The organism is Flavobacterium frigoritolerans, assembly GCF_025847275.1.
Lineage (GTDB): Bacteria > Bacteroidota > Bacteroidia > Flavobacteriales > Flavobacteriaceae > Flavobacterium > Flavobacterium frigoritolerans.
On the sequence record NZ_JAOZEV010000005.1, the window covers coordinates 45,592 to 65,861 of the forward strand.

Sequence of the window (20,270 nt, forward strand, 5' to 3'; positions counted from 1 at the left end):
TTATGAAAAAACGAATTCTGGTTGTCTTCCTAATCGGTTTTTTGTTGGTGTGCCTATCATGTGGTACTTCAAAATCAATGCATCATCAGCCCAAGATTTCAGATTATGATACTATTTTACCTATTGTAAAAAAACAATCCGATTCGGTATTTTCATCAGGAAACAACTTCTTCTTAAAAAACAAACAAGGCCTTTGGGAACTTTATGTAGAAGGTGATGCATATCAAATTGGTCTTAATTCAGGAGCATTAACCGACTCTCTTTTAAAGAAACAGGAGCACATATTTTTCTCTAAAATTAAAGATATAGTACCCTCAAAGTTTAAGCAAAATATGCTTCGAAACTTTTTAAAATGGTACAACAGGAAATTATACCTCAATGTTCCCGAAGAATATCAAACTGAAATTTACGGTGTTTCTCAATATACATCTCATGATTACGATGCAATCGCATCACAGTATTTACGCAATTTGTATTTACATGCAGCACATGATATCGGTCATGCGCTACAAGATTTAGCATTGGTAGGCTGTTCTTCATTTGCAGCTTGGGGAGAAAAATCAGAAGATGGAAATTTAATCCTTGGGCGCAATTTTGATTTTTATGTAAATGACGCTTTCGCGAAAGACAAAATAGTAGCTTTTATAAAACCAAAAACAGGTCATCCGTTTATGATGGTAACCTGGCCAGGAATGATTGGAGCAGTTTCAGGAATGAATCAGGAAGGATTAACAGTAACCATAAATGCTGGAAAATCAAAAATCCCGCTAATTGCAAAAACTCCAATTTCTATTCTCACTCGTGAAATCCTCCAATATGCTACCAATATTGATGAGGCTATTGCTATTGCAAAAAGAACAACTGTTTTTGTTTCCGAGTCAATTATGGTAGGAAGTGCCAGCGATAACAAAGCCGTTTTAATAGAAGTATCTCCAAACAAATTTGGAGTTTATGAAGTTCCGAATAACAATCAGCTTATTTGTTCCAATCACTTTCAGAGTGATGCTTTAAAAAATGACAAACGAAATGAGAATCAAATTCTCAACAGTCATTCAAAATATAGATATGATAGAATGGTAGAACTTTTTGGAGAAACGCCAAAAGTAAATCCTAAAAAGGCATCCGAAATTCTTAGAAACAAAGATGGTCTGGAGAACATTAAATTAGGTTATGGTAACGAAAAATCCTTGAATCAATTAATGGCACATCATGGCATAATTTTTAAACCCGAAGAAAAGTTAGTTTGGGTTTCTGCTAATCCGTACCAATTAGGCGAATTTGTTTGTTACGACTTGAATAAAATATTTAAAAATCGAGAGCAAACAGATACAATTGTATCTTTGTCTAAAAGTGAATTAAATATTGCAAAGGATCCTTTTTTGGCTACAGTCGAATTTAAAAATTATCAGAAATTTAGAATTGAAGATGAAAAAATCGATTCTTCTTTAAAGAAAAAAGACACCATTTCATCTGAGTTTATTCAAGAATATCAATCCTTAAATCCAGATTACTGGATCGTTTATTATAAAGCGGGATTGTATTTTTATCAGAAAAAAGAATACGCTTTGGCACGAAATCACTTTGAAAAAGCACTAACTAAAGAAATCACGACGCTTCCTGAAAAACAGAAAGTTGAAAAATATATTAAAAAAATCAAAAGCAAGTTAAGATGATCCCAGAAATAGAAAAAGGTTCTTTAGAAGAAATTAAAATTTTTCAAGAGAAAAAATTAACTGAACTTTTGACTTATATCAGTCAGAAATCTCCTTTTTATAAAGATCTATTCGAAAAGAAAAAAATTGATATTTCTGCTATTAAAACTCTGGAAGATCTTCAGCTTTTACCAGTTACTACCAAAGAAGATCTTCAAAATAACAATGATGATTTCCTTTGTGTACCAATTTCAAAAGTCATCGATTTTGCATCTACTTCGGGAACTTTAGGAGATCCTGTAACGTTTGGTTTAACCGATGCTGATTTAGACAGATTAGCTTATAACGAGGCTATTTCTTTTGATTGTGCAGGAATTAAAGAGGGTGATATTGTACAACTTATGACTACAATTGATCGTAAGTTCATGGCTGGATTAGCTTACTTTTTGGGACTGCGAAAATTAAAAGTGGGTGTAATTCGCGTAGGTGCAGGAATTCCCGAGCTACAATGGGACTCCATCTTAAAATACAATCCTTCTTATTTAATAACGGTACCTTCATTTTTACTAAAACTGATTGAATATGCCGAAAATAATAATATTGATTATAATAATTCGAGCATAAAAGGCGCAATTTGTATTGGTGAATCACTTAGGAATCAAAATTTTTCGATGAATATTTTGTCTAAAAAAATCACTGACAAATGGAATATAAAGTTGTTCTCTACTTATGCTTCAACCGAAATGAGCACTGCTTTTACTGAATGTGAGCATGGAAATGGAGGACATCATCATCCCGAATTAATCATTGTAGAAGTTCTTGATGAAAATAATAATCGAGTGAAGAATGGCGAAGCTGGTGAACTTACCTTTACCACTTTAGGAATCGAAGCCATGCCTTTATTGCGTTTTAAAACTGGCGATATTGTACAATTACACGACACTCCTTGCACCTGTGGAAGAAATACTTTGCGTGTAGGCCCAGTCATCGGACGCAAAAAACAAATGATAAAATACAAAGGAACAACCCTTTATCCACCTGCAATGAATGATGTTTTAAGTGATTTTGATGCTATCGAAAATCACATCATCGAAATATCTACCAATGATTTAGGAACTGACGAAATCCTGATTAAGATTGCTGTAAAAAATCAATCGGATGAATTATTGCATGCAATCAAAGATCACTTTAGAGCCAAATTAAGAGTAACACCAAAAATAGAATTTACTTCAAAAGAGTTATTAAATCCTCTGGTTTTTAACCCAATGAGTCGCAAACCAATTCGTTTTTTTGACAACAGAGATTCTTAAGACAAGGAACTAAGGTTCTGAGGTACAAAGGTTCAAAGATTTAAAAAAAATCCAATTTTGACTTAATTTAAAACTTTACTCTTTTAATTAAGAAGCACTGCGGTGCGCCTCTACGGAAAACCTTTCTCCCTCTGAACCTTCTTTAAACCTTTGAACCCTTCCTCATACTTTTGAGCCTCTGCACCTTTTAAAAAAAACCTGTGAACCTTTGCTTCTATGAACCTTTGAACCTCAATTTGGTACAAATTGAACTAAAAGTTGTAATTTTGCAAAAAATAATGAAGATGGTCAAGATTGGCAACATAGAATTACCTGAATTTCCTTTACTACTCGCTCCTATGGAAGATGTGAGTGATCCACCGTTCCGTAGATTGTGTAAAACACACGGAGCCGATTTAATGTATTCGGAATTTATTTCTTCGGAAGGATTAATTCGTGACGCTATTAAAAGCCGAATGAAGTTGGATATTTTTGATTATGAACGTCCTGTTGGAATTCAGATATTTGGTGGAGACGAAGAAGCGATGGCAATGTCATCAAAAATTGTTACTACCGTGAATCCTGATTTGATCGATATTAATTTTGGTTGTCCTGTAAAAAAAGTAGTTTGTAAAGGTGCTGGAGCAGGAGTTCTAAAAGACGTTGATTTAATGGTACGTTTGACTAAAGCCGTTATTGATAGCACTAATTTACCTGTTACTGTAAAAACCCGCTTAGGTTGGGATGATAACTCGATAAACATCGATGAAGTGGCAGAACGCCTACAGGATATTGGCGTACAGGCGTTAACGATTCATGCAAGAACACGTGCTCAAATGTACAAAGGGCATTCAGATTGGTCCCACATTGCCCGTGTAAAAAACAATCCAAGAATTACGATGCCTATCTTCGGAAATGGCGATATCGATAGTCCTGAAAAAGCATTAAAATTTAAAAATGAATACGGTATCGACGGTATTATGATAGGTCGTGCTGCAATTGGCTATCCTTGGATTTTTAACGAAATAAAGCACTTTTTTGAAACTGGTGAGCATTTACCTGCTCCAACAGTTGCTGATCGTGTAGAAGCCGCAAGAAACCACCTTACGTGGTCGATGGAATGGAAAGGGGAACGCTTAGGAATTGTTGAAATGCGTCGTCATTATACCAATTACTTTAAAGGCATACACTCTTTTAAAGAATACAAACAAAAACTAGTTACAATTGATGATCCTCAAGGACTGTTTAATGTAATGAACGAAATCCAGGACGTATATGCTGGATATGAATTTGTTTAGACTATAGATTAATCTTTGACAAGGTTTTAAACTTTGACAAAGATGTTTTCTTTCAAATATATTATCAAAAAAGACCGTCAATTGACGGTCTTTTTTATGCTGTATAATTATCGTTTATTTTACTGCTCCTAAAATTTTAGTTGCAATTTCATTCTGTCCAGTTTCACTAGTAAGGTAAACTCTATCATTATTATTTGATAAAAATCCCATTTCTAATACTATTGCTGGACAATTAGAGTTTTTCAAAATATAAAAAGGAGCTTCACCTATTTTTCTTTTAAAAAGATTTTCTCCAGAAACTTCATCAATTATTTTTTCTGCACTTTCTTTCGATTTTTCATAAAACTCTTTATTCAATGAAATATATGCTTCAACCCCATTTGTTTCAGTATTTTTTGAAGCGTTAATATGTAATGAAATCACCAAATCAGGTTTAAGATTATTTATCATTAAAACCCTTTCGCTCAATTCCATAGAATGATCTCCGTCACGAAGTAAAACGATTTCAAGATTACTATCTTTATTTAAAGCTTTGATTTTTTTAGCAATCGTTTCAGAAATAACTTTTTCTTGAAAACCATGCATCGCTGCTCCAAAATCATGACCTCCGTGACCTGCGTCAATTACAATCACTTTTTTCTCTTCTAGCGGTTTAAATGCAAAAAGACAAAATAATACTACTGCACTAAGAATTCCTGAAATTTTGATGTTGGTTTTCATACTAATTTAGTTTTGATTTGTTTAGTCTATTCCAACGAGAATATTTAAGAAAAATTGTATAAATTGTAAATTACACTTGAATACGTTTCCATTTTCCTTTTTTGTACAATACAATACTTGCCAAAGTTATAGCCGTTTCTGCAACTGGAATAGCTATAAAAACACCAGTTGGCCCCATTTTAAAATGCTTCGCTAATACATATGCTAATGGAATCTGTAACAGCCAGAATCCAACAAAATTAACCAGTGTAGGTGTCCAGGTATCTCCTGCTCCATTAAAAGTATTAATTAATACCATCCCGATTCCGTAGAAAATGTATCCAGAACTCATAATCTGTAAAGCTTCAACAGCTATATTTTGTATTAGAATATCATAGGTGAAAAATGAAACGATATATTTTGCAAAAAAGAATGTTATAAGCATTATTGTTGCCATAAAAATAACATTGTATTTCGCAGTTGTCAAAACTGATTTTTCGGCACGTTCAATTTGCTTGGCACCTAAATTTTGTCCAACCAAAGTTGCTGCGGCATTACTTAATCCCCATGCTGGGAGAATAAAAAACATCATAATACGCAATGCCGTTTGATACCCTGCAGAACCATGATCTCCTCCTGTTGTAGCAACTAATTGTGCAAGAAAAATCCAACTACAAGATGCAATAACAAATTGTAATACTCCTGGCGCTGCAATTTTTACCAAAGCTTTGATTTGCTTGAAGTCAGGAATAAAATAAGATGAAATAATCTTTAAAACTCCTTTTCCGTTAAATAAGTGATACAATTGATATAATACACCAATACTTCTTCCTGTAGTTGTTGCTATTGCTGCTCCTACTAATCCAAAAGCTGGGATTGGCCCAAATCCATTAATTAAAACAGGGCACAAAATGATATTACAAATATTAGCAATCCAAAGACTTTTCATGGCTATAGCCGCATTTCCTGCACCACGAAAGATACCATTGATAAGAAACAAAAGCATCACACATAAGCTTCCGCCTATCATAATTTGAGTAAATCTATAACCGTACTCGGCAGCTTCTACTGAAGCCCCCATAAGTAATAAGATCTCTTTGGCATAAATAAAACCAAAAACACTGATTACACTATTAATTGCAAAGGCAATAATAATGGCTTGCATTCCTGCTTTTGCAGCAGCAACTGGATCTTTCTCACCTATACGACGAGCAACAACTGCTGTTGCAGCCATACTTATACCAATTGCTATAGAATAAACGATGGTAATAACAGACTCAGTAAGTCCAACTGCTTGAATAGCAAAACTACTATGCTCTAGATGGCCAACGAAATATAAATCGACTAATGCAAAAACCGATTCCATAAGCATCTCCAATACCATTGGAATAGCCAGAAGAATCACTGCTTTTTTTATACTACCAGATGTATAATCAAAGGATTCGTCTCCTTTGATTGCTTGTTTTATTGTTGAAAAAATTCGTGAGAATACACTTTTCTGTATTGTTGTTTCTGTCATGATAATTAAGGATAAATGATAAAATTGTCCAGAACCATATGCTGGCTGGACTTAAAAAAATTTGAAGACATCCTAATTATTCGAAAAATAAAAATAGGACTAGGCAGAAACTATCATAGCGTAGTGTTTTTTTGAGATGATAAATATAAGAAGAATTATTATTTAATTTAGAAAAAATCTAATCCAGCAATTTTACACTTACGCGTGTACTTGCTATTAATGAAGCTATAAATCCAAGTGAAAAAATAGTTCCTAAAACAATAAATACGTTTTCAAGAGTAAAAACAACAGGGAAAGCTAGTGTCGAAGTAATCATTATAAGCTCATATTGTTGTTGCAATAAAACTAGGATAACACCCAGCACAAGACCTATCAAACCTCCAAATACACTTAGTAAAGTTCCCTGCAGTAAGAATATTTTTCGCAAATCTTTAATTTCCGTTCCTAGATTAAAAAGCGTTTTCAAGTTGCTTTTTTTATCCAAAATCATCATAATTAATGCTCCTATCAGGTTAAAAAGGGCTACAATAATTACCAACGTAAATATTAAATAAACTGCAATATTTTCGGTATTAAGCATTTTATACAAAGACGCATTAAGTTGTGCTCTGTTTTTTGTAGTAACTTTATTATTGAATATTGTTTGTAATTGTGAATCAATTTTTGATTCGTTTGCATTTGGTTTTAACTTAAATTCGATTCCAGAAATCTGATTGGGTTTATACTCCAATAATTCCTGAACTAAACCTAAATCAGCAAAAACATATTTAGAATCTAAATCTTCACTTATCGAATATATTCCTACTGGCAATACATCTGTTTTACTAAACGCTTCTTCTGGATTTTCGATAGTTCCTTTTCCTGGTTTGGGTGCAAACACCTGCAATGGATTCTCAAAATCCAATATTCCCATCGAAAAGTTTTTGGAAATCCCATAACCTACAACAACCTGATACGTATCAGGTTTTAACCATTGCCCGTTAAAGAGTTTTTTTCTAATATCATTTACAACTGGATAATTACGATCAACTCCTTTTAAATAAGTAACCTGTTGTTTTCCATTAAAAATAAACAAAACCCGTTCTTCTATTATTTTCGTGTACGAAGCAATCCCATCGATTTTTTTAATTTGAGTATCCTGATCAGGAGCAACCATAAATGATTTTCCATAGGTACTTTCAATTTTTAAATCAGGGTCTATTTCATTTGTAAAAGAAAGACTGAATACTTTTAATCCGCTAAAAACGGATAAAACCACAAACAAAGCCATTGTACCAACAATTATTCCAAGGCTGGCAATACGATTTATGATATTAATAGCATTGTTTTTACTCTTGCTAAAAATATACCTTTTGGCTATGTAAAGGGGAAAGTTCAAGCTATGATTTTCTTCTTTTTTCTAAAAGATCACGATTTTCTATTGGGTTATCTCTATTTGCTAAAGCATTGTCTATTTTCTCAATATAGTCTAATGAGTCATCTATAAAAAACACTAAGTTGGGTACTTTACGTAATTGCAAACGTACGCGTTGTGATAGATCATGTTTTATCAAAGTCGAATTTGACTTAATTGCTTCCAATGTTTCTTTGGCTTTCTCCTGAGGAAAAATACTTAAATATACTGTTGCCACGGATAAATCTGTAGTTACGCTAACTTTGGATACTGAAATTATCAAATTATTAATTCCATTTTTTCTCACTTCACCTTGCAAAATATCAACCAAATCCTTTTGGATGACACCGCCTATTTTTTTCTGTCTATTTGTTTCCATAGTGCAAAAATACTATTTTAAATTTCAATCGATACATTTTCAAATGAACAATAAGATCATTTTTATATTCTTATTTCCTTTAGCACAAATTTCGGTACTCTTTTTTAATAAAAAACCAAAATTGAGATAATTATTCACTCATTACTTCTTTTTAGTAAGATGATAAAAATCATGTTTTTTATAAGAAATATTCTACATCTTTAATAAAGAAATAACAACACAATATATTATGAAAAAGAGAGAACCAATCAGTCATATAATGACTAAAACTGTAGTAACTGCAAATGAAAATGACGGTTTAAGAAAAGTAGTCGAAAAACTCCGAAAAAATACCATTAGACACATTCCTATCGTTCGGGGTAAAGAAGTCATTGGTATTATAAGCCGTACAGATATAAACCGATTAACTTTTGGTGCTTTATTCGAAGGACAAGAAGGAGCCGATGAAGCTATTCTGGATATGCTTACAATTACTCAAGTAATGACATCAAAACCCATGACAGTATCATCGGATACAATTATTAGAGATTTGGCTGAAATTTTTGTGAAAGAAGAATTTCACGCTTTGCCTGTAGTTGATAATGGTGAACTCAAGGGTATTGTTACTACAACCGATGTTGTAAGATATTTTTTAGAACAATACGATTAAATCAAATACAACATATAAAAAAACGGGACACTAAGTCCCGTTTTCTATTACATATTATACAACCAGCTTTGCGGATTGTTATACGTTGTGTTTTGAAGTATTGAGAACTTAATAGTTGTTTTTCCAGTTTCTCCACTAGTTCTAATCTTACCTATATTTTGTTTGATGCTTACTTTTTCTCCTTTACTTACAGATACTGAACTTAAGTTTTGATACACTGTAAAATAATCTCCATGCTGAATCATTACTGCTTTATTTATTGGCGATAATACCATAACACTCGATACAACCCCTTCAAAAACCGCTCTTGCATTTGAACCCGATTCAGTCGTAATTTCGACACCACTATTATGAATTACCAATGTACTATAAATAGGATGCGGCTGATCACCAAAGCCCAATGAAACAAATCCTTTTTCTACTGGCCAAGGTAATTTCCCTCTGTTGGCTTTAAAGTCAGCAGCAAGTATTTTTGCTTCAGCAGTTAATGCAATTTTTGTATCCGATACAGCAGCAACCGATTTTGTTCCTGTCGCTTTTTCTTTTTCGGCAGCAGCCTTACGGTTTGCAGCAGCAATAGCTTCACGAATTAAGCGGTCAATTTGTCTATCAATTCTTTTTGCTTCCTGTTGTTTGCTTTTGGTATCGGCAATAATTTTGTTTTTATCCTTTTTAATCGAGTTAACTAGTTTTTGTTGCTCTTTCTTTTCTACTTCTAATGCAATGCGTTCCTTTTCATTTTCGGCAATTATTTTTCTCTTCACTTGTCTTTGTCCGTCTAGCTTTGCATTATAATCGGATAATTGAAGTGATTTTGACTGAATTTCTTCTCCTTGATTTTTTCTGAAATTTGTATATTGTTTCATATACTGTGCTCTTTTGTATGCTTGCAGAAAACTCTCCGAAGACAACAAGAACATTGCTCTGCTTTGCTCAGAACGGCTTTTATAAGACTTAAGAATCATCTTGGCATAATCTGCTTTTAATACCTCTAACTCTTTCTTAAGTTTATTAATTTTTGTTTGATTAATATACATATCATTACTCAAAAGCTTCGTTTGCTTTTCGGTAGTATTGATTAGCTTTTCTTTAAGCTTAATTTTATTAGACTGAACAATGTAAACATTCACTGCAGATTTTTCCTTCTTCTTTACAGATTGTAACATCTTCTCGTTGTCTCTAATTTCTTGTTGAATCTGAGCTTTACGTTGTTCCAGTTTTTCTTGTTGCGAGTCTTGCGCCCACATAAATGAAGTGGTGCAAATAAAAATTAGGCTTAGGAGAAATTTTGGCATCTTTAAAATATATTTTTGCAAACTTACTTAATTATAATTTTTTTATATCCATTTGGAACACTATAAGGAAAAGAAAGTTCTTCATTAAAAGTAATTGTATTGTAATTTAAATTAATTTCTGTTTTCCCTTTTGGCTGGATAGCTTCTATAGCAATGGTTCTAGGAAGTGTTCCTTGATCAAAAGTTTTGTTATCACCATATGCAATTTGCATCATAATATTCTTTGACGTTTGTGAAATTTGTTCTTTTTCTAACAAAAACGTATCGGCTTCAAAGAAAAATGATTTTTTAATATCTGTCTCCTTTGCCTCATCTAATCGATATACTCTATCAACTAACGTTTCGGTATATTTACCTTTCTTCAAGTCATCAATTGCTGCACCTAATAAAAGGTTTTGAACTTTATTAAAATCTAAATCAGTTCCAAGCCATTTACTCAAACTACTAAAATCTCCTTCATAATAAGAGCCTCCTATTTTTTCATAATAGCTCACGGAATTTGGCGTAATTAAAGCCTTAGCCATTGTAATACCCAGAAAACGAATACTTACCAAAATCTGTTCGTCTTTCTTAATTTTTATCTCAGCTGTAACATTCTGACTTTGTTTATCATCAGAATATTTGGCACTGGCTTTAATATATAAAGTCGAAAACTGTAATTTATTATTATAATGTCCGTCGATAATTTTATTCGCAGCAATAGGATTTACCTCTTCTTTGTTGTCATTCCCTTGTACTGCACTCGATTTCGATTTACACGAAACGATGAAAACGAGTAACAAGATCATTATATATTTCTTCATCAGAATTTACTTTTTTTGTCTTAATAATTGATTTGCTTTCGCAAAATACGCTTCTTTTTTCTTCATATCCCCTAAACCATTATAAGCTTCTCCTAACTGAATGTTAAAATTTGCTTCTAAAGTCAGATCATCCACAACATAATCAAGTCCCATTTCTAAAACGTCTTTTGCCTTTTTAAATTGTTGCAATTGATTATTAGCCAAACCTGAATAAAAATAAAATTGTGGCTGCGTTGGGAATGTCTCTATCATTACTACCGAACGCTTAGCCATTGGTTCGTATTGTTTGGTTTCGGTGTATGCTTGAAGCAAAAGTAAATTAGTTTCGATATCTACTTCCGAAGCCGAATTTACCGACAACTCATAGTATTTAACTGCCTGATCAAATTGATTTTTACTGTGATAAAACTTTCCAATTTCTTTTGCGACATCTACATTTGGATCATTCTTAAAATAAACAATTGCTTTATCCAAATCTGGTGCAAATTGCGGGTTCTTACTTACGAAAATCAAAAACTCATTTAAGATTCGATGCTTTATTTTAGAGTCTATTTTAGAATTTGCTAAAACAACGTTCATTGCCTGAATTGCTTTTTCTGGTTGATTTTGATCTAAATAACTTTTAAAAGAACTTACTTGCGCCCACTCTGATGTAGGAATTGCCTTTTCTAATTGTTGCGTAATCTGCAGCACTTTGTCAGCATCATTATTCTTTGCGTACAATGTAATCAAAGCAATATAATTAGACTCTTCTTTTGGATTTTTCTTAATCTGATCAACAAGGTTTTCTATTTCACCATTTTGATATTTTCCTTGTGACAAAATCTGTGCCTTATATAATTCTCTTTCATCCGATTTTCCAAACTTCTCATTCATTTCATTAATCAACGAAAGCGCTTTGTCTAATTGATTTGTGATCATGTACAATGAAATCAGATCATCTTTATACTCCTCATCAAACGGAATAATTTTCTGAATGGTTTCTATTGCCAAAGGATAATTCTTGGTTTGATAACAAACATCATAAATACCCAACCAAAACCATTTATTATTTGGATTTAACTGCGTCGCTTTTTCAAACGAACTTTGAGCATTTCTATAATCTTTTAAAGACAGATAGTTTTTACCCAATTCAAAATAAACTGTTGCATCATTAGGTTGAAGCTTCTCACACTTTTGTAAAGCAGTAATTGCTTTATCATAATTTTCGATGCCTTTTTGTAATAACGATTCATAAAAAGAGTCCTGAAATTCATTGGTAGCCATAGCAATATCTTCAGGCTCTGTTTGAGCCATTATCGAAGCCTGATTCCCAACCAATGCCATGAATACAATTATTAAAACTCTTTTTTTCATTTTTATTATTGATTTAAGTAAAAACGAACCCTTTTAAACTTTTTATTTATTCTAAAACCGAATAATCACCAATGCTAATACTTGTAAACTTACCGTCATAACTAACGTGGTTTCCTATCATCGCATTATCTAAATCAGCATTTTTTATTTGAGTATAGGTTTGCACCAAACTATTTTTAATCGTGCTATCTATTACATGGCATCCTTTTCCTAAAGATACATTTGGACCTACAGTTGCATTTTTCAATACTACATTTTCACCAATATAACAGGGCGGAATAATTGTAGTATTTTCCAATTTCACATCATAATCAACTAAATGTTCTCCATCATTATGCAAAAATCCTAACATTCTAGAGTTGGTTTCAACAGTAACATCTTTATTACCACAATCCATCCATTCGTCAACGCTACCCGTTTTAAAAACTTTTCCGTTGGCCATCATGGCTTTAATACCATCATTAATTTGATATTCACCACCGTTTTGAATGTTATTATCTAAAACTATTTGTAGCTCCTTTTTAAGAATCTCTATTTCCTTAAAGTAGTATATTCCAATAACTGCTAAATCACTTACAAACTCTTTTGGCTTCTCGACCAATTCTGTGATTTCATTATTAGCATTTAACTTAACTACTCCAAACGCTTCTGGCTGCTCTACTTGTTTTACCCAAATTACTGCATCAGCTTCTGGATCTAACTCAAAATCTGCTCTAATTAAAGTATCTGCATAAGCAATTACTGCTGGTCCTGATAAAGATTCTTTGGCACACATAATTGCATGCCCTGTACCTAATGGCAAATCTTGACGATATATAGATGCTTTAGCCCCCAAACTTTGTGCTAATTCTTGTAAGCTTGATACAACATCTTCGCCAAAAAAAGCTTCGTCTCCTAATATAAATGCTACCTCTTCAATGGGTTCTTTAAGTATTTTCGCTATATCCTCCACCAATCGATGCACAATTGATTTTCCTGCAACAGGAATTAATGGTTTAGGAATTGTTAAAGTATGTGGTCTTAGTCTAGATCCACGACCCGCCATTGGAACGATTATTTTCATCTTTTATTTTTTATTTACCGCAAAGTTCACAAAGGTTTTACGCAAAGTTCGCTAAGCTATATTCATTTAATTTTAAGAGTGTAAAGTGAATTACATTAGTTATTCAATTACACAATATATAAACTGATTACTTAAAACTGCAACTGATAACTACTTCACTCCTGTACTACCAAAACCACCTTCTCCTCTTGAAGTTTCAGAAAGTTCGTTAACTTCAACCCATTCGGCTCTTTCATGCTTGGCAATAATAAGTTGCGCAATTCTTTCTCCATTTTCAATCACAAAAGCTTCATTGGATAAATTTACTAAAATTACTCCTATCTCACCTCTATAATCAGCATCTACAGTTCCTGGAGAGTTTAATACTGTTACTCCTTTTTTAGCTGCCAATCCACTTCTTGGTCGCACTTGTGCTTCGTAGCCAATTGGTAATTCAATAAAAAGTCCCGTTTTAACGATTGTTCTTTCTAAAGGGTTTAATGTTATTGGCTCAGATAAATTAGCACGTAAATCCATTCCTGCCGAAGCTATTGTTTCGTAGTTAGGTAAAGCGTGTTGTGATTTGTTGATAATATTAATCGTCATTGTTATATTTTTAAAGCTAATTGTAAATTTTAAAATTGTTATTTTTTACTAAGTATTCCCTTTATTGTATCCTTTTCGTTATGGTAAACGAAGTAAATAAACAGAAGAAATAAAGGAATACCCACAAAGTAGTTTTCCCTGAATCCATAAAAAGAAATAATCGAGAATACAATCGAAATTCCTAAATAGGATCCGATTTTCTTCATATCGTAAGGTATAGGATAATACTTGTTTCCTAAAATATATGAAATAAGCATCATGCTTCCGTATGCAGAAATCGTTGCAATTGCCGATCCGTAGTAACTGTACTTTGGAATCAGTAAATAGTTTAGGACTAAGGTTAATATTGCTCCAACTATCGATATATAAGCACCGATTTTTGTTTTATCTGTTAGCTTATACCAAACCGACAAATTATTGTAAATGCCTAAGAAAAAGTTAGCCAGAATGATCAATGGAACCACTTTCATAGCTTCCCAATAACTTTTATTCTCTAATAGAAGTAATTTTAAAATATCTGCAAAAACAATTACACCCAACAAAATCAAAGAGCCTAAAATCACAAAATACTTTGTAATTACGGCATACGTTTGAGGCGCATTTTCATTTTTGGCATGACTAAAAAAGAAAGGCTCAATTCCTAATCTAAATGCTGTGGCGAATAACACCATAAACAATCCCAATTTATAACATGCGGAATAAGCTCCAACCTCTGACTTTGCAATATTTTCTGGTAATAAATAACCCAACAAGATTTTATCGAAATGTTCATTAACCGCAAAAGCAAGTCCTGCCACCAAAATTGGTAAGCCATACTTCATCATTTTTTTCCATAGTATAGGATCAAATTTTCGTCCAAGCGAAAGATAATTTGGAGATAATACTATAAAAGTAGCTAAACTCGCAAGCAGGTTTGCAATGAAAATATAAGCTATCTGGAAATTTTCAACATATAAATTATCCCAAACTGAGTTAGGATTTTCTGCTGCAAGCGTCGGTAAGTACATCAAGAAGAAAATATTCAGAACAAGATTAACTATTACATTTCCAATCTTTATTGCTGCATAAACCATTGGACGCTGATTGGCGCGAAGTTTAGAAAATGGCACTAAAACCAAGGCATCCAAAACTAAAATCCAAACAGAATAGGTAACAAACTGTACATCGACTTCAGCAAGAGTCGCGAGTGTGTTTCTAAAAATTAATGCCGCAAAAAGAAAAATAATTGAGGACCAAAAAATAGAAATTGTAGAAGTAGCAATTACATTTTTCTTATCTGGTTCAGAATTATAAAACCTAAAAAAGGCCGTTTCCATTCCGTAAGAAAGAACTACGTTAAAGAAAACCATCCACGACAACACAATAGAAACTTCTCCATATTCGGCAGTTGGCAAAATGCCTGTGTATAGTCGTACTAATAAAAAACTCAGCATTCGAGGCAGTACAGTTGCAAGCCCGTAAATAGCTGTCTGTTTAAAAAGATTTTTATATAATCCCAAAATAATTGTAGTGATAAAATTTATAAAACAAAAATAACTAATTCTTTTGTTTAATATCGTTTTTGTTGATTCAATAAGAAAATGTTGTGCTCTTTTATATTAAGTCAGCTTATTTTCATCTAATATTTTTACAAAATGAAACCCCTTTGGGCCATAACCTTGATTATAATAGAAACGATGAGCTGCAAAATTAGAAGTAAAAGCATCTAAAACAATATTAGAACACCCTAAATCAAGTGCTTTTTTCTCAATATAATCTGTCAACAATTTTCCAATTCCTTTTGAACGATGATCAGGATGCACGACAAAATTATCAATCTCAAGATATTTTCCCGACCACAATTTCGTAGAAGACCAGCAACCCGTAATTCCTAAACAAACATCGTTTTCAAAAACAGCAATTTGAGTATAATTATGAGGAACCATTTCCGAAAGATATTGTTCATATTTATCCAAACCCAAATTAGGATATAAATACTGCATGGTATCAATTTGAGCAACCATTTCGGCAATTGTAGTAAGTTCTTTGATTATAAATTGCATAGTAATATAAAAATAGAAGCCAAAATTAATCAAAAAAACCGATTAATACTTAAGGTTGTTATATTCAGAACTCAATAGGAGCTGATTGTTGATGGGCTATTGTTTTATAATACCGATATAAATGATCGTAAATTAGTAGTTCATACATTCTTTGTTTTGATGTATATTGCCTATTTACCATCATGTGTATGTGACTCATTAAAAAACTGGACAAAGAAATCGATAACACTACTATTCACAAAAGAAACTATATTAATTGCTTCATTTTTAAAAGCTCAATCACTATCAAAAATTTAACTAGAATATTGTCCGAATTGGAATCAAAATGAGAAAAAATACACTCTTGTATTTTTTTCTCTATTATAAAGTCATAGTTACTCCAAAATTGATTTTTTGTTTTTGATGTTTATTTAAAAAAATCAACATTCTAGTATTTCATAAACACTAGAATTTCTTTTTACTCACTTTTTCTGCTAGTTCCATAGCACCATAAACATTTAATACTTTACCAGATTTAGATAATTCCGAAAAAAGAACTTTTTTATCTTTCGTTCCTGGAACAATAACCTCAAGATTATAAGCCGTTCCTGAATCTAAAATAATTTGCTTCACTTCCTGAACTGTGAGTTTTGGATAATACAACCAAATTAAAGCTGCTGTTCCACAAAACATTGGAACCGACATCGAAGTCCCTGAATCTGATTCATAGCTATTCCTTGAGGTTGTGGTATATATTTCCTCTCCCGGAGCAAACAAATCAACATTATCTTTACCATAGTTAGAAAAATCAGATACAAAAGTACTATCTACTTTATGGGTAACAGCCCCTACAGTGATAAAATTAGAGCAAAATTCTTTAGAGTCATCAAGATTAATATCATTTGGATAATATATATTTTTGTCAATATCAAGTGCTTCATTACCTGCGCTACGAACTAATAATACATCGTGTTCTTCTGCATATTTAAACGCTTCTATAACCCATTCTTTATGTAAAGAGAATCTTTTACTAAAAGACATATTAATTATTTTTGCCCCATTATCTACTGCATACCGTATTGCCATGGTAATATCCTTATCATGATCATCTCCTGATGGAGAAATATTGAGAGGCATAATTTTAACATTTTGCACAATTCCTTTTATCCCTATATTATTTTCTCTATTCGCCCCAATAATTCCTGCCATTTTGGTACAGTGATCTTGAATAGAGCGGTGCCCCTCTCTATTATTACTCACATTGTTATTGCCATAACCTTTTTCTAAAACGTTGGGATTATCTCCTATAAGAAGGCGCTCATTATATTCAATATTCAGATTTTTATTTACAACTGAATCCAACTGGGTTTGTTTATCTTGTACTTCTTCTAAGGTTTTTTCATTAACCTCTAAGTTAACCATCATGTAAGATATTAAAGCCCCTAAATCTTTATCATTATCATCACGTCTCTGCTTGTATCTTTTATCATTTATTTTATACTTTTTATACAAACTATCCAATTGTTCATACGTATAATCCTCTTTAGGGAAAAAATGTTTTAAAGTATCTTTTACCAGTGGATAAATAGCGACATTATGATTCAATGATTTAAGCCAGTTTTTATAATACTTATTTTTCTCTTCTAACGTCTTTAGCGCTTTATGGTATTCTTTGTACTTGTACAAATTCTGAGCATTAATTTGAGATTCCGTTTTACCTGCAAACAATGGTCCCCATTCTTTTACAATACGTACGTACTCATATCTATTCCATACTACATAACCTCCGCTTTTGGTTCCTGTAAAACTCCATCCGTTAATATCGTCTATATAACCGTTATGATCATCATCGATTCCATTATTAGGAATTTCTTTTTCGTTTCTCCAAAGTTGTCCTTGCAAATCTTCGTGGTTTATATCGATTTGAGTATCTATCACAGCAACAATAATACTTTTACTTTTAGGCTTCTTTCTGTTTAAGCGATACCATTTATCTAATGAAATTCCAGGTATCGAATCTTCTTTTAAATCCTTTTGATACCAAGTCTGCAACTCCAATGAGGTAAGTGCTTTTTTAGAGCCTAATTTTGTCAATGGAATATTTGTTTCTTTTATAGATTTACAACCTATTAAAAAGGTAAAAAGAAGAATTATACTGTAAAATACTTTCATGCTTTATAATGATATTTGATAGACGATTATATACTATTAACAATTAGGTCCTGAATGCCCTCCTGCATTATTTTTGTTTGTATCAATTGGATCATCGATATTAGGATTTCCACCTCCTCCGCCTTTAATTATCTTTATATTTTTAAACTTTGCTATTTCAAATCTTTCTAAATCAAATTTATTAACTTCTTTTTTTTCTTTTTCATTTTCATTTTTCTATATCATTTAAATTAGTATAAATACAAATATATAATGTACTGCACATAAAATTATAAGCTAATAAATTTGAGTTATCGGAATTCAGGAATTACGAGTTAATAAATCATTATAAATACTGAAAACAAAGTAGTTACTACTATACGACATTATCAAGTTCTTTAATAAAATAAGTTGGTTTGATACCTGTTTTTTTATAAAAAGCAGCCGAAAAGGATTCTGCATTGTTAAAACCAAACTCCAAAGCAAGTGCTTGGATGGTATATTTTTTTAGCATTTTATTTTCTTGCAATTGTACAACTGCATACTCTATCCTTAAATCGTTTATATATTGAGTAAATGTTTTTCCTTTATATACATTCACTATTTTAGAAACATACTTACTATTCGTCTCAAATGTAGTTGATAACATCTGTACCGTAATATTTGATTCTAAGTACCCTTTTTTGTTTTCAAAATCATCTAGCTTTCCCAAAATCTGGTTTACTAATTCTTCAGCTATACCAATAGCTTCAATTTTAGTTCCCGCTATTTTAATTTCTTTTTCCTTGCTTACTTCAGTCTCATTATCACTTATTATGGCAGTTTCCTTTATTATTTTTTCAAATCGCGAACGGTATTTTTTTTTAAGTTGATACTGATAGACTCCAAAACCACCCACAACAATAGTAGTTAAAAATAACACTCCTAATCCCCAATAGGTTGCTCTTTTATCAGTATTTAAGGAAGCAATAAGTTTTTCTTTATCAGCCATTAAGCGAGGAATATCATATTCCTTATGTACTAACTTATTTAATTCCCTATAATTTTTCTGTAAAGTACTATCTATCGTCATATAAGTAGTTATGTACTTTAATTGATTTTCTTTATCTCCTAAGTTTTTATAATAGGTAATCAGATACGAATATCCATCTATAAATTCTGTGCTTATTTCTTTTGTTAGCTTATAGATAGAGTCTACTTTAATATAATTTTCTGCCGCTTTTCCTTTCCTCCCTAACCCTTCGTAAGCTTTACCCAAATAAAAATACCCTGCTAATACATTACCAACATTATTATATTCAATCATTTTGGGTAATGCTTTATTGATACTGTCTAAACCTACTTTATAATTTTTTCCTTCTACTTGGTTTGCCCCCTCATTTAAAACAAAAAGGTATTTATTTTCTTCATTCTTTGTAATATGAGATTCCCTATAACCTAATTTATTGTAATAAGTAGTCGAATCTTTATTATGCAATGATTTATAGCAATCTGCCAACCCAAAAATAATACTTTGATAATAAGTAACGTACTTTGAACTTGTTACGTCTTTACTCTTATAATACTGATAACATTCTTTATAAATATCGAGTGCTTCTTTAAAATCTCCTAAATTTTCTGATTTAGTTGTACCTATATATTCACGAACTATATAATAGTAATCAATATTTGTTTTAAGCGCTATTTTTTCCGCCAAATTGTAATTTATCAAAGCCTCTTTAAACTTAAAGTTTTTTATTAGAAAATCTGCTTTTTCGCAATAAGCTGCAGCAGGAAAAAATTTATCTCCCGTATTTTGAGAATACTTAATCACACTATCCAAATACATAATTGCCTTATTGGCATCTGTTTTATAGTATAAAAATGCAAATTGATAATTTGCTCTGGCCTTTCTTATAGGAATATTTTCTCTATTAGCCTTTACCAAATAAGCACGTGCGTATTCCAGCTGCTTCGTTTGATCTTTCTCATTATTCCAATACAAAGCCTTTAGCTCATCATAAGAAAGTTTTGTATAATCTTTTTTTTGAGTTTGTCCCAAACCTATTATTGGCAATAAAAACAATAAAACCATTCTGTTTTTAATAAAGCACTTCATTACTATTTAGTTTTCTTACA

18 protein-coding genes are annotated in these 20,270 nt (G+C 31.9%); 4 read left to right on the forward strand and 14 right to left on the reverse strand.

Annotation, left to right across the window (positions count from 1 at the left end):
* Window positions 1-2 precede the first annotated feature (2 nt).
* The 3 genes from OIU80_RS08205 (at window position 3) to dusB (ending at window position 4,239) form a co-directional block, all read left to right on the forward strand.
* Window positions 3-1,673: a C45 family autoproteolytic acyltransferase/hydolase gene (locus OIU80_RS08205; RefSeq protein WP_264286549.1), complete on the forward strand. Its 1,671-nt coding sequence runs from the start codon at window positions 3-5 to the stop codon at window positions 1,671-1,673.
* On the forward strand, window positions 1,670-2,962 hold the full coding sequence (locus tag OIU80_RS08210) for an AMP-binding protein (protein WP_264286550.1): 1,293 nt from the start codon (window positions 1,670-1,672) through the stop codon (window positions 2,960-2,962). Before OIU80_RS08205 ends, OIU80_RS08210 begins: the two co-directional genes overlap by 4 nt.
* Before the next feature lie 284 nt (window positions 2,963-3,246).
* Window positions 3,247-4,239, forward strand: coding sequence for a tRNA dihydrouridine synthase DusB (gene dusB, locus OIU80_RS08215; RefSeq protein WP_264286551.1), 993 nt, complete (start codon window positions 3,247-3,249; stop codon window positions 4,237-4,239).
* A 114-nt stretch (window positions 4,240-4,353) separates the two neighbouring features.
* Here dusB and OIU80_RS08220 read toward each other — a convergent pair whose 3' ends face one another.
* From OIU80_RS08220 to rbfA, 4 genes are all read right to left on the reverse strand, one after another.
* Entirely contained in the window at window positions 4,354-4,959 is a 606-nt protein-coding gene (locus OIU80_RS08220) for an N-acetylmuramoyl-L-alanine amidase family protein (protein WP_264286552.1), read from the reverse strand.
* A gap of 70 nt (window positions 4,960-5,029) precedes the next feature.
* Window positions 5,030-6,457: an MATE family efflux transporter gene (locus OIU80_RS08225; RefSeq protein ID WP_264286553.1), complete on the reverse strand. Its 1,428-nt coding sequence runs from the start codon at window positions 6,455-6,457 to the stop codon at window positions 5,030-5,032.
* 178 nt (window positions 6,458-6,635) lie between these two features.
* Complete coding sequence (locus OIU80_RS08230; RefSeq protein ID WP_264286554.1) at window positions 6,636-7,835, reverse strand: ABC transporter permease; 1,200 nt, start codon at window positions 7,833-7,835, stop codon at window positions 6,636-6,638.
* 1 nt (window position 7,836) lies between these two features.
* A complete protein-coding gene (gene rbfA / locus OIU80_RS08235) occupies window positions 7,837-8,229 on the reverse strand; it encodes a 30S ribosome-binding factor RbfA (protein WP_129540401.1) in 393 nt (130 codons plus the stop codon).
* A gap of 229 nt (window positions 8,230-8,458) precedes the next feature.
* On the opposite strand from rbfA, the gene OIU80_RS08240 reads away from it, so the two are divergent.
* Window positions 8,459-8,878, forward strand: coding sequence for a CBS domain-containing protein (locus OIU80_RS08240; RefSeq protein ID WP_264286555.1), 420 nt, complete (start codon window positions 8,459-8,461; stop codon window positions 8,876-8,878).
* A 47-nt stretch (window positions 8,879-8,925) separates the two neighbouring features.
* Here the strand turns inward: OIU80_RS08240 and OIU80_RS08245 are convergent, their stop codons facing one another.
* From OIU80_RS08245 to OIU80_RS08285, 10 genes are all read right to left on the reverse strand, one after another.
* Window positions 8,926-10,173: a murein hydrolase activator EnvC family protein gene (locus OIU80_RS08245; protein ID WP_264286556.1), complete on the reverse strand. Its 1,248-nt coding sequence runs from the start codon at window positions 10,171-10,173 to the stop codon at window positions 8,926-8,928.
* Window positions 10,174-10,196: 23 nt separating this feature from the next.
* Window positions 10,197-10,976: a DUF4292 domain-containing protein gene (locus OIU80_RS08250; protein WP_264286557.1), complete on the reverse strand. Its 780-nt coding sequence runs from the start codon at window positions 10,974-10,976 to the stop codon at window positions 10,197-10,199.
* Window positions 10,977-10,982: 6 nt separating this feature from the next.
* Complete coding sequence (locus OIU80_RS08255) at window positions 10,983-12,332, reverse strand: tetratricopeptide repeat protein (protein WP_264286558.1); 1,350 nt, start codon at window positions 12,330-12,332, stop codon at window positions 10,983-10,985.
* Between the two features lie 46 nt (window positions 12,333-12,378).
* Window positions 12,379-13,395 carry a sugar phosphate nucleotidyltransferase gene (locus OIU80_RS08260; protein WP_264286559.1) on the reverse strand — a complete coding sequence of 339 codons (1,017 nt, stop codon included), beginning with the start codon at window positions 13,393-13,395 and terminating at the stop codon, window positions 12,379-12,381.
* Between the two features lie 150 nt (window positions 13,396-13,545).
* A complete protein-coding gene (gene dut / locus OIU80_RS08265; protein ID WP_264286560.1) occupies window positions 13,546-13,980 on the reverse strand; it encodes a dUTP diphosphatase in 435 nt (144 codons plus the stop codon).
* A gap of 38 nt (window positions 13,981-14,018) precedes the next feature.
* Window positions 14,019-15,479 carry a lipopolysaccharide biosynthesis protein gene (locus OIU80_RS08270; RefSeq protein ID WP_264286561.1) on the reverse strand — a complete coding sequence of 487 codons (1,461 nt, stop codon included), beginning with the start codon at window positions 15,477-15,479 and terminating at the stop codon, window positions 14,019-14,021.
* Between the two features lie 99 nt (window positions 15,480-15,578).
* On the reverse strand, window positions 15,579-16,022 hold the full coding sequence (locus OIU80_RS08275; RefSeq protein ID WP_264286562.1) for a GNAT family N-acetyltransferase: 444 nt from the start codon (window positions 16,020-16,022) through the stop codon (window positions 15,579-15,581).
* A gap of 64 nt (window positions 16,023-16,086) precedes the next feature.
* Complete coding sequence (locus OIU80_RS20905) at window positions 16,087-16,251, reverse strand: lantibiotic dehydratase C-terminal domain-containing protein (protein ID WP_404827363.1); 165 nt, start codon at window positions 16,249-16,251, stop codon at window positions 16,087-16,089.
* A 215-nt stretch (window positions 16,252-16,466) separates the two neighbouring features.
* Window positions 16,467-18,173, reverse strand: a complete 1,707-nt coding sequence (locus tag OIU80_RS08280; RefSeq protein ID WP_264286563.1) for a S8 family peptidase — start codon at window positions 18,171-18,173, stop codon at window positions 16,467-16,469.
* A 355-nt stretch (window positions 18,174-18,528) separates the two neighbouring features.
* Complete coding sequence (locus OIU80_RS08285) at window positions 18,529-20,250, reverse strand: helix-turn-helix domain-containing protein (RefSeq protein ID WP_264286564.1); 1,722 nt, start codon at window positions 20,248-20,250, stop codon at window positions 18,529-18,531.
* Window positions 20,251-20,270: the final 20 nt, after the last annotated feature.